Origin of the sequence: Xanthomarina spongicola, from assembly GCF_003148645.1 — a bacterium.
Taxonomy (GTDB): Bacteria; Bacteroidota; Bacteroidia; order Flavobacteriales; family Flavobacteriaceae; genus Xanthomarina; species Xanthomarina spongicola.
This window is the reverse complement of record NZ_QGGP01000001.1, coordinates 401187-417631: the sequence shown is the minus strand read 5'-3', so window position 1 is coordinate 417631 and position 16445 is coordinate 401187. Positions and strand designations below refer to the sequence as shown.

The 16445-nt window shown below is 32.1% G+C and carries 17 protein-coding genes; 10 read left to right on the top strand and 7 right to left on the bottom strand.

Annotation, left to right across the window (positions count from 1 at the left end; translation table 11 throughout):
* The first annotated feature begins 117 nt into the window (after positions 1–117).
* From LX78_RS01840 to LX78_RS01810, 7 genes are all read left to right on the top strand, one after another.
* Positions 118–528, top strand: coding sequence for a BrxA/BrxB family bacilliredoxin (locus tag LX78_RS01840; RefSeq protein WP_109680931.1), 411 nt, complete (start codon positions 118–120; stop codon positions 526–528).
* A 100-nt stretch (positions 529–628) separates the two neighbouring features.
* On the top strand, positions 629–1030 hold the full coding sequence (locus LX78_RS01835) for a hypothetical protein (RefSeq protein ID WP_109680930.1): 402 nt from the start codon (positions 629–631) through the stop codon (positions 1028–1030).
* Positions 1031–1066: 36 nt separating this feature from the next.
* Complete coding sequence (locus LX78_RS01830) at positions 1067–1804, top strand: lysophospholipid acyltransferase family protein (RefSeq protein ID WP_109680929.1); 738 nt, start codon at positions 1067–1069, stop codon at positions 1802–1804.
* A gap of 11 nt (positions 1805–1815) precedes the next feature.
* On the top strand, positions 1816–2799 hold the full coding sequence (locus tag LX78_RS01825; RefSeq protein ID WP_109680928.1) for an acyl-ACP desaturase: 984 nt from the start codon (positions 1816–1818) through the stop codon (positions 2797–2799).
* An 87-nt stretch (positions 2800–2886) separates the two neighbouring features.
* Positions 2887–3543 carry an HD domain-containing protein gene (locus LX78_RS01820; protein WP_109680927.1) on the top strand — a complete coding sequence of 219 codons (657 nt, stop codon included), beginning with the start codon at positions 2887–2889 and terminating at the stop codon, positions 3541–3543.
* Positions 3544–3703: 160 nt separating this feature from the next.
* Positions 3704–4630, top strand: coding sequence for an ester cyclase (locus tag LX78_RS01815; RefSeq protein ID WP_109680926.1), 927 nt, complete (start codon positions 3704–3706; stop codon positions 4628–4630).
* A gap of 154 nt (positions 4631–4784) precedes the next feature.
* On the top strand, positions 4785–5276 hold the full coding sequence (locus tag LX78_RS01810) for a nuclear transport factor 2 family protein (RefSeq protein WP_109309302.1): 492 nt from the start codon (positions 4785–4787) through the stop codon (positions 5274–5276).
* Between the two features lie 177 nt (positions 5277–5453).
* Here LX78_RS01810 and LX78_RS01805 read toward each other — a convergent pair whose 3' ends face one another.
* The 7 genes from LX78_RS01805 to LX78_RS01775 form a co-directional block, all read right to left on the bottom strand.
* On the bottom strand, positions 5454–6236 hold the full coding sequence (locus LX78_RS01805; RefSeq protein ID WP_109680925.1) for an enoyl-CoA hydratase/isomerase family protein: 783 nt from the start codon (positions 6234–6236) through the stop codon (positions 5454–5456).
* 16 nt (positions 6237–6252) lie between these two features.
* Positions 6253–6684: a hypothetical protein gene (locus LX78_RS01800; protein WP_109680924.1), complete on the bottom strand. Its 432-nt coding sequence runs from the start codon at positions 6682–6684 to the stop codon at positions 6253–6255.
* 16 nt (positions 6685–6700) lie between these two features.
* Positions 6701–8155: a sensor histidine kinase gene (locus tag LX78_RS01795; protein WP_109680923.1), complete on the bottom strand. Its 1455-nt coding sequence runs from the start codon at positions 8153–8155 to the stop codon at positions 6701–6703.
* Between the two features lie 138 nt (positions 8156–8293).
* Positions 8294–8842 carry a CopD family protein gene (locus tag LX78_RS01790; RefSeq protein WP_109680922.1) on the bottom strand — a complete coding sequence of 183 codons (549 nt, stop codon included), beginning with the start codon at positions 8840–8842 and terminating at the stop codon, positions 8294–8296.
* A 13-nt stretch (positions 8843–8855) separates the two neighbouring features.
* The gene (locus tag LX78_RS01785) at positions 8856–10217 is read right to left on the bottom strand and encodes an MATE family efflux transporter (RefSeq protein WP_109680921.1); all 1362 of its coding nucleotides are present in this window, start codon (positions 10215–10217) and stop codon (positions 8856–8858) included.
* Positions 10217–11248, bottom strand: coding sequence for a ferrochelatase (hemH, locus tag LX78_RS01780; RefSeq protein WP_109681350.1), 1032 nt, complete (start codon positions 11246–11248; stop codon positions 10217–10219). Before hemH ends, LX78_RS01785 begins: the two co-directional genes overlap by 1 nt.
* Before the next feature lie 46 nt (positions 11249–11294).
* Entirely contained in the window at positions 11295–12203 is a 909-nt protein-coding gene (locus tag LX78_RS01775; protein WP_109680920.1) for a helix-turn-helix transcriptional regulator, read from the bottom strand.
* 188 nt (positions 12204–12391) lie between these two features.
* On the opposite strand from LX78_RS01775, the gene hemA reads away from it, so the two are divergent.
* The 3 genes from hemA (at position 12392) to hemE (ending at position 16444) form a co-directional block, all read left to right on the top strand.
* Complete coding sequence (gene hemA / locus LX78_RS01770) at positions 12392–13651, top strand: glutamyl-tRNA reductase (RefSeq protein ID WP_109680919.1); 1260 nt, start codon at positions 12392–12394, stop codon at positions 13649–13651.
* An 83-nt stretch (positions 13652–13734) separates the two neighbouring features.
* The gene (hemC, locus tag LX78_RS01765) at positions 13735–15315 is read left to right on the top strand and encodes a hydroxymethylbilane synthase (RefSeq protein WP_109680918.1); all 1581 of its coding nucleotides are present in this window, start codon (positions 13735–13737) and stop codon (positions 15313–15315) included.
* Between the two features lie 103 nt (positions 15316–15418).
* Positions 15419–16444, top strand: a complete 1026-nt coding sequence (gene hemE / locus LX78_RS01760; RefSeq protein WP_109680917.1) for a uroporphyrinogen decarboxylase — start codon at positions 15419–15421, stop codon at positions 16442–16444.
* The last annotated feature ends 1 nt before the right edge of the window (position 16445 follow it).

Below are 16445 nucleotides of genomic sequence, written 5' to 3'. Positions count from 1 at the left end.
CCTAACTATAAATTTTAATTATGGGTAAATATACTATTTGTTAGTAGTTTGTTTATATACTTTGTTACACAATTGGTATCTTTGCAGTCTAAATAATAATTTTAAAAATTAAAAGATATGTATCCAGCAGAATTAGTAAAACCAATGCGTGAAGATTTAACTAAAGTTGGTTTTGAAGAATTGCATACTGCCGAAGCTGTTGAAACTGCTTTAGCTAAACCTGGTACAACTTTAATAGTTGTTAACTCTGTTTGTGGTTGTGCAGCAGCAAATGCACGTCCAGGAGCAAGAATGAGTATCCAAAATGCAAAACGTCCTACAAATTTAGTAACCGTTTTTGCAGGAGTAGATAAAGAAGCTGTTGACAAGGCAAGAGAACACATGATTCCGTTTCCTCCAAGTTCACCTTGCATGGCTTTATTTAAAGATGGTGAATTGGTTCATATGTTAGAACGTCATCATATTGAAGGTCGTCCAGCAGAAATTATTGCAGAAAATTTAGTTGATGCTTATAATGAGTATTGCTAATATTGCAATGAAAATAAAAAATATAAACCACGATTTTTGTCGTGGTTTTTTTATGTGATCTCACAAGCATTTAGTAATATCGTATTTCAAAAAAACAGGGATGAAAACATCGTTTATTATTAGCTTAATCATATCTCAAATGCTTTTTTTAGCAGCCTTTAGTTGCTCGGATGATGATGAACCCGTTTCATGTGCCGACCAAAAATCGTTTATAGCCGAACAAAGAGAACAAATTCGAGCTTTTGCTGAAACTTCCATCTGTAGTGACGATTTTGAATGTCGTTTTATAGCTTTCGGAAGCAAACCATGTGGTGGTCCATGGGAATTCTTAATTTATACCACTTCCATTGACACTTTAGAACTGACTAATTGGGTTGCTGATTTCAATACTCTTGAAGCGTCTTTTAATCAAGAGGGTTGTGGTGGAATGTCGACTTGCGATATCCCTTCACCTCCAATAGGTTTCGACTGTGTAGATAATATCTGCATTCCTATCTATTAATGTTTGTAAGCTTTTATATTTTCTTAATTTTGTAACATGCAAAAATTATTAGCTTATATCTTAACGTCCATTTACGCAGTAGTCTTTTTACTAACTTTAGTAATCTTTCATCCTATTCAATGGTTTTGTTTTAATGTACTAGGATATCAAGCACATAAAAAAAGTGTCGATTGGCTTCAGTTTTTTATTATGCGTTGCACTAATATTTTAGGAACACGTTATACCTTTAAAAATGCATATAAAATATCTTCAGACCAACCCTTAATTATTGTAGCTAATCATCAAAGTATGTACGATATTCCTTGTATTATTTGGTATATGCGCAAACATCATCCAAAATTTATTAGCAAACAGGAATTAGGAAAAGGAATTCCTAGTGTTTCTTATAATTTACGTCATGGTGGCTCTGTATTAATAGATAGAAAAAACCCAAGACAATCTTTACCAGCTATCTTAAAATTTGGAGAATACATAGAGAAAACTAAACGTACTGCCGTTATTTTTCCTGAAGGTACGCGAAGTAAAAATGGACATCCAAATCCTTTTCAAACCAAAGGTCTTGAAATGCTATTTAAGAAAATTCCCTCAGCTTTGATTGTTCCTATTACTATAAATAATTCTTGGAAAATGTTACGTTATGGCAAATTTCCTATGGGAATTGGAAATCATATTCAATTAACGGTTCACGAACCTCTAAAATTAACTAACTTTGAAGATAAGCAAGAGTTAATTAAACAAATAGAAAGGACCATTAGCTCTGGTATAAACCCTTAAAACTCTAAATTATGTCGTTGAAAAATGTTAGATTGGAAGTAATGAAACACTTAGAAAAGGATGTCGATGCATTGATTGAGAAATATCTTATTCCTGTAGATAGTATTTGGCAACCAACAGATTTTTTACCTAATTCTGAAGGTGAAAACTTCATGGAAGAAGTGAAAGAAATTAGAGAGCTTTCTAAAGAGCTACCTTACGATTTTTGGGTGGTTTTAGTTGGAGATATGATTACTGAAGAAGCTTTACCAACATACGAATCTTGGTTAATGGATGTTGAAGGTGTCGATCAAGGTGGTAGAAATTCTTGGGGAAAATGGGTAAGACATTGGACAGCAGAAGAAAACAGACATGGAGACGTTTTAAACAAATACTTATATCTTTCTGGGAGAGTAAATATGAAAGAAATAGAAAAAACCACACAGCATCTTATTGCTGATGGTTTTGATATTGGCACAGACCAAGATCCATATAAAAACTTTCTGTATACCAGTTTTCAAGAATTAGCAACTTATATTTCTCACAATCGAGTAGCCAAACTTGCTAAAGACAAAGGCAATAAGCAATTAAGTAAAATGTGTAAGATTATTTCTGGAGACGAAATGAGACACCATCATGCTTATTGTGAATTTGTGGAACGTATTTTTAAAGTAGATCCAAACCAAATGATGATGGCTTTTCAGCAAATGATGAAGTTAAAAATTACGATGCCAGCACATTTTTTAAGAGAATCTGGTGGTAAAATTGGTTCTGCTTTCGAAGAATTTTCAAATACAGCACAACGTATTGGTGTTTACACCTCAAACGATTATGTGGACATTTTAGACAAGCTGCTGAAACGCTGGGAAATTGACAAAATCACAAACTTGTCTGACGAAGCTGAAAAAGCTCGCGATTATTTAATGAAACTTCCTTCACGATTAATCAGATTGTCGGAACGTATGAAAATTCCACAAAATTCACATCAATTTAAATGGGTTGAACCAATAGTTTAATATTATAAATAGTTTGTTTAAGCGATAAAAGGAATTTTTAAAGAGGTTTCGACTGCGCTCAACCAGACATAATAGAATCCTAATTTAGTGACTCAGGAAGTACAGATAGAAAAAACCAAAGTTTTTGTAAAAGAAACCCTTAAAAATGCTGAAGGAGGTCACGACTGGTTTCATATTCTAAGAGTTTTTAATAATTGCTCTCTCATCTCTGAAAAAGAAGTAGTGGACGCCTTTGTGGTAAAACTTGGAGCTTTATTGCATGATATTGCAGACAGTAAATTCCATCATGGAGATGAAACAGTTGGGCCTAAATTAGCTCGTGATTTTTTAAATAGCATTCAAGTTGAAAAAGATGTTATTGAGCATGTCATCAACATTATTGAAAACATATCTTATAACTCTACTTTAGATTCTTCAAAAACATTTAAATCTCCTGAATTGGATGTTATCCAGGATGCAGACAGATTAGATGCACTTGGAGCCATTGGTATTGCCAGAACCTTTAATTATGGAGGCTTTAAAAACAGAGCAATTTATAATCCAGATATTCTTCCTGACCTCAACATGAGCAAAGAAGCATATAAAGCCTCAGCAGCTCCTACCATCAATCATTTTTACGAAAAATTATTATTGCTAAAAGACCTAATGAATACCAAAACAGGGAAACAAATGGCTGAAAAACGCCATGAATTTATGGTGAAATATCTTGAGCAGTTTTATGCTGAATGGGAAGGTGAAAAATAGTTTCTATGTCATTCAGAGAGAGTCCCAAAGGACGACCGAAGAATCTTTATAGTTTTGCTTAATTAATTTAGTTAGAAATAAATGATATCTTAGTTCCTCTCTACCTAAAATGAAAATAGCGATTCAAAACAATAATTTGTAACCATAAAACGTACTCATTATGACTAATCCATTAAAAATTCCAAGCGTTTTCATCTTCGTTTTTTCCATCTTTATTATTAGTTGTCAATCAAAACAAGACAAACCAGATGTCATTGAAGAAGTTCTTACAGAACAAAAAGAAAAAACTCCAAATCCAGAGGAAGAAGAATTAAAAGCCCTTGTAGAAAAACTATTATTTAATGTAGGCAATTCTAATTGGCAGGCTTTGGATTCCATAGTTTCAAACAAGGCAAACTTGGCAAGTGCCATAATTCGAGATGGAGCTTCGAAAAATTCCGTCATCACAATTAGTGAATATTTTGAGTCACAAAAAAATCGTGAACGGAAGCCCTTTTATGAGCCAGTAAATGAATACAAAATCCTTATAAATAAAGGGCAAATTGCTTTTGTTTGGGCTGATGCTACCTTACATAGTTTTGGTGTTCCACGGACAAATAACATCGACAATTTTACCCTAATCAAGGAAGATGGTAAATGGAAGTTTATTAACATCTCATTCACAAATACACGCTTACCAGAAGAGTTGAGAAAATTCGATATGGAGATTTTTGCTAAAAGCTACGCGCAAGTGTGGAGTGGTGTGCGACCGGAATTTGTTTCTATGTTCTTTGAAGAAGATGGCTCATTGCAAGTAAATGATGGAGATCCTGCCATTGGCAGAGATGCTATATCAAACGTTGCACAAGGATTTATGACTGCTTTTCCAGATATGATTGTACGTTTTGATAGCCTTGTCCCAAAATCAAATAGCACAGAATTCCATTGGACTTTAATTGGAACAAACACTGGACCTAATGGAACAGGTAATAAAGTACAAATTAGTGGTTTTGAAGAATGGACTTTAAGTGAAGATGGATTAATCCAAGAATCTAAAGGTTATTTTGATGACAAAGAATATAACCGACAACTTGAATTTGGCAATTAACAAAATCTCTTAATCTTGACTTTGTGCAAAAAAAAGACGAACTTCGTTCCTGCCTGCCGTCAGGCAGGTACAGCTGATATAAAACATTAAAACGATTTCATATCAGACCGTTAGCTGCAAGAATAAGAAACGATTAACCTAAATTAAAAATGATATGATTTTTCAAAAAATAAGATTGCTTTTTATTTCAATTATTCTATTACAAGCCTCATTATCCTATTCACAAGAAACATATGAAGATATTTTAGGAAGAACTTATGTGCCTGCCAATCAAGAATTGTATGAAACTATTGTATCGTTGGATAAAAAATTATTTGATGCTTATAATTCCTGTGATATGGATGTGCAAACCGCTCTTTATTCGGAAGATTTGGAATTTTTTCACGATGAAGGAGGCCTATCTACCTCAAAAAAACAAGTTCTAACTGCACTGGAAAACAATATTTGCAATAAAGTTTCAAGAACCTTAATTGATGGTAGTTTAGAGGTTTACCCTATAAAGGATTATGGAGCTGTTATTATGGGTTATCATACTTTTAATAACAAAGAAACACCAGAAAATAAAACACAAGCAAGTAGATTCGTTATGATTTGGAAAAAAACGGATGAAAATTGGACTGTGACGAGAGTCATTAGTCTTCATTAAAATACAAAATTCCAGCAGCTAACACCGTATAAAATTAATTGCTAGTTCTAGCCTACTTACGAAAATCCTCACGGATTTTCTATTCGGTTTTTATTAGCTAAATTAGGTACTTAAACACGCCACAAATCGTACACAAACACGTAAATGAAATTCTAATTAAATCTGTAAAATAATCTTTTATTTCCCAGGAAAATCAGCTTTACGTTTTTCTAGAAAAGCAGTGGTGCCTTCGGTAAAATCTTCAGTTCCAAAACACTTTCCAAATTCCTCAATTTCTACTTGATAACCATCTACGCCATCTTTAAAATTTGCATTCACAGCTTTAATTGCGCCTTTAATGGCAACTGAGGAATTTCGCATAATTTTACTGGCAATTTTTTCAGCAAGTGGTAACAGTTCTTCTTGGGTAGTTACATGGTTTACCAATCCATAAGCAAGTGCTTGGTTAGTGTCAATCATTCCAGCTGTCATAACCATTTCCATAGCACGACCTTTCCCAACCAATTGTGGTAAACGTTGTGTACCACCATAACCAGGAATAACACCTAAAGATGTTTCTGGAAGTCCCATTTTAGCATTATCGCTAGCTACTCTAAAATGACAAGCCATAGCTAATTCCAAACCTCCACCAAGTGCAAAACCATTAACGGCTGCAATTACTGGAGTTGATAAATTTTCAACAAAATCGAATAGTAATTCTTGCCCTTTAGCTGCTAACTTTCCACCATTTGCAACATCAAAGTGTGCAAACTCGCTAATATCTGCTCCAGCAACAAAAGCTTTTTCGCCACTTCCTGTTACAATAATCACTTTGGTATTGACATCTTTATTTGCTGCATCTAAAGCATCATGTAATTCTTGAATGGTTGACTTATTTAATGCATTAAGTTTACTTGGTCTGTTAATAGTTATGGTTGTAATTCCGTTTTGGAAATCTGCTATGATAGTTTCGTAAGTCATTGTAAATTGTTTTATTTTAATTAGTCTCCTTAAAAAGTTCTAGTCCTTTTACTTCTGAAATTTCAGAATCGTAAAAAACAATTGAAGTTTTAATAATTCTATCTGATTTATCTCTTGGAGATTTACTATTTATTCTTGCTCTGGTATTGGTAAAATTCATGGTATGCGTGTCGTCTAAATCATTTTCGGTAGTAGAAAAAAAGACTAAATGTTTTTGAGATCTCCACCTTCCCTTGCTGTAAAAATTTTCTTCTGGTGGAATACCATTTTGAAAATTTCTATAAAAACGATACAAAAAAGTCCCATCTGGATTTAATGTTATGGTCCAAGTCATGACATCTCCATTATTGGCATTAAAAACTTTTTCATATGTACCAACTGGCTTCTCTGTTTGCGCAAATAAGCTTAGATTGAATGTCGTAAATAATATTAATAATAGATGTTTCATTTAATATCTTTTTAGATTATTCTTTAGGGAATGACACTTTAAAAGTAGTGCCTATATTTTTTTGGGTTATAAAGGTAATACTTCCATTATAAGTTTCCACAATGTTTTTTACCATAGCAAGACCAAGTCCCATTCCACTTGATTTTGTGGTGAATTTGGGTTCGAATATTTTTGAAGCATTTTCATCTAAAACACCAATTCCATTATCTGAAATACTGATATTTATTGTGTTATATTCTTCAAAAACTTTTACAATAATCTTTTTGTCTACTTTTTCGTCTGGAATGGCTTGAATGCCATTTTTTACTAAATTAGTGATAACTCTTATTAGCTGAGTTCTATCTAACTTAGCCATAATTTTTTCTTTTTCGCTTTGAAATTCTATATAATCTTCACTAAAAATATCTAATGCTAAACGTGTAATTTCAACCACATTCAACATTTCGTTTTGTTGTGCTGGCATTTTAGCAAAATTAGAAAATGCCGAAGCTATAGAACTCATGGTGTCTATTTGTTGAATAAGTGTTTTTGAATATTCATCTACTTTTTGATAAATATTTTCGTCGTTTGGATCGAATTTTCGTTGAAAACTCTGTACACTTAAACGCATTGGAGTTAACGGATTCTTTATTTCGTGTGCAACTTGTTTTGCCATTTCCCTCCAAGCTTGTTCACGTTCGCTGGTGGCTAATTTAACTGCACTTTCTTCTAATTCATCAATCATGCGATTATAAGAATTAACCAATGCTGCAATTTCTTCACTTGTAGACTCAATTTCTATTTTCTTATTGCGCTTTTCAAGTCTGGTTTCATTCATTTTATCACTTATGGTTTTAAGCGATTTTGTAATATACTTTGAAAGAAAATATGCTAAAACAATGGCAATAATTAGCATTAAAAAATAGGCATAACTTAAACGCTCTAAAAATTCGTTGAGTTCTTTATTTAAAAAATCATCATTCTCTAAATAAGGTAAATTTAAAATAGCTAAGGGTTTAAATTTTTGATCTGTGATATATGTGTAAGATGAAAGGAATGTTTCACCATTTTCTTCTGTTTTATTAACATATCTATGTTCCACTGTATTGGATAACGTATTTAAAACTTCAGCACTTAAGCATTTTGTAAGCGAGTCGGTTTCAAAAGTTGCTCTGGAAGATTTTATAAGGCCACCATCTAAATCGTAAAGATTAATCTGAAGTTTATGGATGGCTGCAATTTCGTAAATTTCATCTTTAAAAATAAGAGCCATATTTTCGGTAGTAACTGGATATGTTGTCTTCTTAATGGCATATTCTATACTCTCCTTAATATTTTCTTCTTTACGTTCTAACCTTTCTCGATGATAGTCTTTAGCTTCTTCATTATATTGATATATAGTAACTGCTGCAATTAGTATGGATGCTAATAAAACCAAAAGAATCATGGCTATAAATATGCGAAGACGTAAAGAAAGTTTTCCTAAGTACATAGTTAAATTTGTGCTTCGATAAATATAACAATAATCGCTCCAAATACCCTTCGAGCTGTTCTCAAAAAATCATTTTTTAAAATCTAAGGATTAAGTTATAGTATTTAATGTTTGAAATTTGATGTTTTCAGTTTAGAATTATACATCTGGATTTTTAGAACGTATGTTTTTATAAAGTTTAAAACCCAACATTAGTAAAATGCCTAAAACAAAAATTCCAACAACGCCAAATACCCAGTTTATGGCACTTTTTAAAATAACTAAAAAGATGACTGCAAATAGAATAAATGTGGCTCCTTCGTTCCATAGTCTCATGTAATTAGAAGATTTTCTAACATCGTCTTTTTGCAATTGCTTATAATAAATATGTGTTATAAAATGATAGATGAATAAAAGCAAAACAAACCCTAATTTTACAAGCATCCAAGGTTGTTGTAACCATTGTGGTTGTAAAATTAACAACCAAACTGCAAAAATGGTCGCTAATATTGCTGAAGGCCAGGTAATAATATGCCACAGTCTTTTTGCCATAAGTTTTAGTTGCTTTCCAAGTATTTCTTTTTCTGGTGATGGTTTATGGAAAGCTTCAATTTGATAAACAAATAATCTTGGAATGTAGAACAAGCCTGCAAACCATGTTATGACAAAAATAAGATGAAGCGATTTTATGTAGTTATAGTATTCCACTGTTTAAATGTAATTATTCTTTTTCAACTAGTTTATTTAATAAGGTAGATTTTACTTCCTTATTTAAATAATATGCTGTGACTATAGTTGCTAATATATCTGAAATTGGAAAGGACATCCAAACACCTAATTCGCCATAAAACATAGGCAGAATTAAAATTAAAGGAATAAAGAAAAAGCCTTGTCTGGTTAATGTTAATAAAAGAGCTGGAATGGCTTTGCCAATAGCTTGAAAATAAGCTGCTCCAATAAGTTGAATAGCAATAATTGGCGTAGCTGCAAAAACCCATCTCATAGCACTTGGTGTTTCTTTAATCACCTCAGCATCATTAGTAAATAGCCTTGTTATTGCTTCAGGAAAAATCATAAGAAGTATGAATATAACCGTTGCTAAAAATACAGCATATTTTATAGCAGTATTAATAGATTCTCTAACTCTTGAATATTTAGCAGCTCCATAGTTAAAACCAGCTATTGGCAAAAACCCTTGTGTAATACCAAACACTGGAAATAAGGCAAACATGAGCATTCTTCCAACAATAGCATAAGCAGTTACTGAAGATTCTCCACCTAAATCGTAGAGAATATTGTTCATAAACAGATAGGTAATACTAACAACAGCTTGTCTTGCAAGTGTTACAAATCCTAAAGAACCAATTTCTTTAACTATACTTTTTTGAAGACCAAAATGTGAAAACTTAATTTTTAATTCTGAATTTTTTGAAAGGAAATACCAGAAAATAAATGCAAAGCATAACAAATAGGAAGCTGTAGTAGCCCAAGCTGCACCTTCCATACCAAAGTCTAATACATTGATAAATAAGTAATCGAGAATTAAGTTCCCAACCGAAGGAATCATCATAGCATACATGGCGAATTTTGGTTTGCCTTCGGCTCTAATTACGGTATTTCCCATCATGCACAAGGCTAGAAAAGGCACACCATAAAGTACAATTGTATAATATATTTTTGCAGGTTCGAAAATGGCTCCTTTTCCTCCAAATGCTGGGATAATTGAATCTACATAATACAGTCCAAAAACAACTAGAGTAACCGTAAACAAAAGCGTTAAGGTTATTTGATTACCAAAGGTTTTTAATGCTTTTTCGGGTTTGTCTCCACCAAGAGCTCTAGAAATAATAGAAGAACCTCCAATACCAATAGACATTCCTAATGCAGCAATAAAAAAGGAAACAGGTAATACCACATTTATAGCAGCTATAGCTGTAGATCCAATCCAATTTCCAACAAAAATGGTATCCACAAGAATATTTAACGACATCACTAAAATACCTATAGAAGCTGGAACGGCTTGTTTTACAAGTAGTTTTCCAATGGGTTGTGTGCCTAAATCTTGTGAAGATACTTTAGCCATTAAACTGGTAGGTTTTCAGGTTCTGCCCAATTTAATATCCATTTAGTAAGTAAATCTATCCATGGATCATCATCGTTTAAACAAGGAACGGTTGTAAATTCTTCACCTCCAATTTCATGAAATATCTCTTGTCCTTCCATGGCTATTTCTTCAAGAGTTTCTAAGCAATCGCTAACAAAAGCTGGAGTAACAATAGCCATATTTTTTATGCCTTGTTTGCCTAAACGTTCAATAGTTCTATCTGTATATGGCTGCAACCATGGATCAAATCCTAATCTAGATTGAAAACTAGTTGAAAATGTATTTGGTTTTAAGTTTAATTTTTTTGCAACTAGTCTAGTAACTTCTAGACATTGATGTCTGTAACAAAACTCATGAGCACTTGAGGGTTTTGTACAACAACTTTTATCTATTTTACAATGAGAATTAGTAACATCGCTTTTAAAAATATGTCGTTCTGGAACACCATGATAAGAAAATAATAAGTGTTCTGGTGTTTTTCCTTCTAAATGTTTCGAAATGCTTTCAGAAAGCACCTCAATATATTCTTTATTGTTATAAAAAGCAGGAAGATCTGTAATTTTCAAATTTGGAAAATCAGCTTTCCTTATTTCTTCGGTTAATACTAAAATAGTTTCGGTTGTTGCCATGGCAAACTGTGGATATAAAGGAATAAGTAATACCTCATCTACACCTTTATCAACTAATTCTTGCAATCCTTTTTTTATGGTCATACTTCCATAACGCATAGCTAAAGCTACAGGATACATAATTCTCTTTTGAACCTTCTTCTGTAATCTTTCAGAAATTACAATTAATGGAGAACCTTCTTCCCACCATATTTTTTGATAGGCAGCAGCAGAAGCTTTTGGTCTTGTGTTTAAAATAATTCCTTTTACAAGAAGTGTTCTTGCCCAAAGTGGGACATCAATAACACGTTCGTCCATTAAAAACTCTCCCAAATATTTTTTTACATCTTTTGGATTAGGGCTTTCTGGAGAACCAAGATTTACAAATAATATTCCTTTCATATACATGTTCCACTAAAGTGGATTTCTTAATTTACTAACTAAAAAATTACGCCTGCGAAGATACCGACATTATATATTTTTTTGGAGTTGTTCCATATTTCTTTTTAAAGGCAGAAATAAAATGGCTGGATGTACTATAACCAACTTTTAATCCAACTTCGTTTACATTATAACCACCAGATTCTAAGAGCTTTCTAGCAAATTCCATTTTATAATCGAATAAAAAGCTAAAAACAGAATCGCCATAAATTTCTTTAAAACCTTCTTTTAATTTTTTTAAACTTATTTGAATTTCATCTGCTAACTCCTGAAGTGATGGAGGTTCTGCCATTCTAGAAATAATAATTTCTTTAGCTTTTCTAATTTTTATTACATTGGTTTCATCTACTAAAAAAGGGCATTGTTCAACGTTAGCATCTTCACTTCTATTAAAATATAAACTCAATAGTTCGTAGGCTTTTCCTTTAAAATATAAGTTTTTAATGGACGTGTTTAAATTGAAATTTATCAACTGATTTAAAACAATTGCCATAGATGGCGATATTTTTCCGTCTTTATAATATTTCTTATCCTTATTGTCATCACTTAAAAACGTGATATAATCTGCTTCTTGAGAAAATAAACTGTGAAACTTTTTTATTGAAATCAATACCGAAACCAACCAAGAATTTGGATTTACAACTAAATGTATAGGCAAATCGCGTTGTGGATTATAAAGCAATAGCGAATTCTCATCTTGTATATCCAAGGCATAACGTCCATCATTAAAAATAAATTTACTAGAACCTTTTACGCAATAATGAAATTGAATAAAACTACTATCTATCTCGCGCTCAAGAGTTTCTAAAACACCACTTTCATTTTGATAAGTTAAAACAAAAAAATCTTTGTCTATTTCTACTTCATCAAAAGCACCTTTAGCGATATTTTTATCTACATTAAAACTTGGATTCATTTTTATTTATTTAGATTCATTCTAAACTAAATCGTTTAAAAGTATTGATATAAGGGCAAAAATATGACATTTATCATATTATCTTAAAAAATAAAGTTAAAAATCGAGTAGCGATACTAAATGTTCTTTGAGCGTTACTTTTTATCTAAACATAAATTTACATTTGCTTCATAATTCCCAAGTCAGGTATGGAATATATGAACACATCCAAAACAACATACTTCTACGCCATTGGTTTAAGTTATAAAAAAGCTGATGCCGAAATTAGAGGTCATTTTAGTTTAGACGAACAAGCCAAAGCTAATTTATTACAACAAGCTAAAGAAGCTGGTCTTGAAAGTTTAATTGTAACGTCTACTTGCAACAGAACCGAAATTTATGGTTTTGCAGAACATCCTTATCAACTTATTAAATTATTATGTGAAAACACAAAAGGAACAGTTGATGAGTTTCAAAATGTAGCTTATATCTATAAAGGCAAAGAGGCTGTTTCGCATATGTTTAAAGTTGGTTCTGGATTGGATAGTCAAATTCTTGGCGATTTCGAAATAATTAGTCAACTTAAAACAAGTACTAGAAACTCGAAAAAAGAAAACTTATTAAATGCCTTTATGGAGCGTTTAATTAATGCTGTTATTCAAGCTAGTAAACGCATAAAAACAGAAACAAATATTTCTTCTGGAGCTACTTCGGTATCATTTGCTTCGGTTCAATATATTATGAGTAATATAGAGAATGTAACAGATAAAAACATCTTGCTTTTTGGGACTGGAAAAATTGGAAGGAATACCTGCGAAAACTTAGTAAAGCACACCAAAAACAAACATATAACTTTAATTAATAGAACAAAAAACAAAGCCGAAGAAGTAGCTGGAAAGTTCAATTTATTAGTTAAAGATTATGCTAATTTACAAGAAGAAATCAATCAGACAGATGTTTTAATAGTTGCCACTGGAGCTCAAAATCCAACGGTTGACAAACACTTGATTCAATCTAAAAAACCTTTATTGATATTAGACTTATCCATTCCAAGAAATGTGCATCTAAATGTCACAGATTTAGAGCAAGTAAGTTTAATTCATTTAGACGATTTATCTCAAATTACAGACGACACTTTAGAAAAACGTAAAGCACAAATTCCTCTTGCTAAACAAATTATACAAGAAGTTGAAGCTGAGTTTAATTCTTGGTTAGAAACCAGAAAATTTGCTCCAACCATTAAAGCTTTAAAATTAAAATTAAACGATTTCAAAATAGCTGAATTAGACACACAACGTAAAAAACTTTCTGGTTTTAACGAAGAACAAGCAGAATTAATCAGCAATAATATCATACAAAAAATAACCAATCATTTTGCGCATCATTTAAAAGATGATGCAATTCCTACAGACGAAAGCCTTGAATTAATTAAGAAGGTATTTCAGTTAGATGCAACTGCAACTATATAATCATGGCGTTGAAGTTAGAATCTTTAAAAGTTGTTACCTTTGTTATCTTAATAAAAATCATCTTTCAGATGAAACTATAAAACATGTCTAAAACAATTAGAATTGGTACTCGAGATAGTCAATTAGCACTATGGCAAGCCAAAACAGTACAAAATATATTAGAAAAATTAGGTCATAAAACAGAGCTCGTTCCAGTAAAATCTACTGGCGATTTAGTTTTAGACAGACCCTTACATGAACTTGGTATAACAGGTGCTTTTACAAAAACTCTGGATATTGCTATGCTAAACAACGATATTGATATCGCTGTTCATTCTTTAAAAGATGTCCCTACAATTTTACCTATTGGTATTGTACAAGCTGCAGTAATAAAACGTGGGAATATTAAAGACACGCTGGTTTTTAAAAATAATGAAGAATTTTTATCGCATAAAGAGGCTATAATTGCAACTGGAAGTCTTCGTCGTCGTGCGCAATGGTTAAACAGGTATCCAACTCATACAGTAGTAGGTTTAAGAGGTAATGTTAATTTAAGATTGCAAAAACTAGAAGATAATAAGAATTGGAATGGAGCCATTTTTGCTGCTGCAGGATTAGGTAGGTTAGATATTAGACCCGAAGAATCTATAAATTTAGATTGGATGATTCCTGCTCCAGCACAAGGCGCCATCATGGTTACTGCTTTAAAAGAAGATGAAGATATAAGAGCCATTTGTGCCGAAATTAATGATGAAGAAACCGAAATCTGTACTACCATAGAACGTAAGTTTTTAAATTTACTTGAAGGTGGATGTTCTGCACCAATTGGTGCTTTGGCCTATATTAATAAAAACGAAGAAGTTGTTTTTAAAGGTGTTTTATTAAGTCCAGATGGTTCTAAGAAAATTGAAGTAACTAAAACTGAAAAGCTTGGTGGACATCATAATATTGCGCAATTCTGTTCTAATTACATTATTGAAAGAGGTGGAAAAACCTTAATGGATAGTATTAAAAACCAAAATAAAAAAACCAATATTTACTCTACAAAATCTTTAACAGAAGGGCAAACACAATTATTTAACGATGGAATTTCTGCAACAAGTAATGATGCTGTAAAAATAAGTTTAAATAGAATTTCGCTAGCTGTTTTAAAAGCACCAATAAAGAACGCTATTATTACTAGTAAAAATGCCGTAGAAGCAATTTTAACCAATTGTCCTGCAGAAGAAATACAATTCGAAAACATTTATTGTGTTGGTCGTAGAACCAAACGTATGGTCGAAAAACGAATTGGTAAAGTAACCCATTCAGAAAATAATGCTAAAGATTTAGCTAACTATTTAGTTGAATATATAGATGGTACAGAAGTTACTTATTTTTGTAGCGATTTAAGATTAGATTATATTCCTATTATTTTAAATGAAAACAAAATAAAAGTCAACGAAATTGAAGCCTATCAAACCAAGTATGATGCCTTTGAAATAGATAAAAATATTGAAGGTATTATGTTTTACAGTCCTTCAACAGTACAAAGCTTTATTAAGAAGAACCATGGAATTGGTATTGCTTTTTGTATTGGAGAAACAACAGCCTTAGAAGCAAAAAAACATTTTAAAGATGTTAGAGTTGCAAAGGTCCCAACGGTTGAAAGCGTTATAGAGTTAGTGAACGAACATTATATATAAACCATTGTCATGCTTAGCTTGTCTAAGCATCTCAATTTTTAAGTAGTTAGATTAAACAAATTCCTGTTTTTTCTCCTTAGGAGAAAGAAGAATAATAAAAATTATGATTAAAAACGATTTATTTTTAAGAGCTTTAAAAGGAGAAACGGTAGATCGTCCACCAGTTTGGATGATGCGTCAAGCTGGACGTTACTTGCCAGAATTTATGGCTATCAAAGAAAAATACGATTTCTTTACTCGTTGTCAGACACCTGAATTAGCTAGTGAAATTACAGTTCAACCAATTAGAAGATACGGAATGGATGCAGCTATATTGTTTAGCGACATTTTAGTAATTCCTCAGGCAATGAATATAGAAGTGCAAATGAAACCAAATTTCGGGCCTTATTTGCCAAATCCTATTCGCAATCAAAAAGATGTAGATAATGTTGTAGTACCAGATGTTACTATAGAATTAGATTATGTATATCAAGCTATAAAAGCAACTAAAGAAAAACTAAACAACGAAATTCCACTTATTGGTTTTGCAGGTTCACCATGGACTATTCTATGCTATTGCGTACAAGGTCAAGGCAGTAAAAATTTCGACAAAGCCAAAGAGTTTTGTTTTACAAACCCAATAGCTGCACATCAGTTACTTCAAAAAATAACAGATACAACCATCGCTTATTTAAAAGAAAAAGTAAAAGCTGGTTGTAATGCTGTTCAGGTTTTCGATTCTTGGGGAGGCATGTTATCTCCTGTAGATTATCAAGAGTTTTCTTGGCAATATATCCAACAAATTATTGATGCTTTAAAAGATGAAACTCCTGTAATTGCTTTTGGAAAAGGGTGTTGGTTTGCTCTTGGAGAAATGGCGAAATCTGGTGCTTCTGCATTAGGTGTTGATTGGACCTGTTCGGCTCAAAATGCTCGTTATCTAACTGGTGGAAACATCACGTTACAAGGGAATTTTGATCCTACAAGATTATTTTCTCCTCCTTCTGAAATTAAGAAAATGGTACATCAAATGATTAACGATTTCGGAAAAGATAAATATATCGTAAATTTAGGTCATGGTATTTTGCCAAACATTCCTTTAGATAATGCCAAAGCATTTATAGATGCTGTAAAAGAATACAAAGTATAAA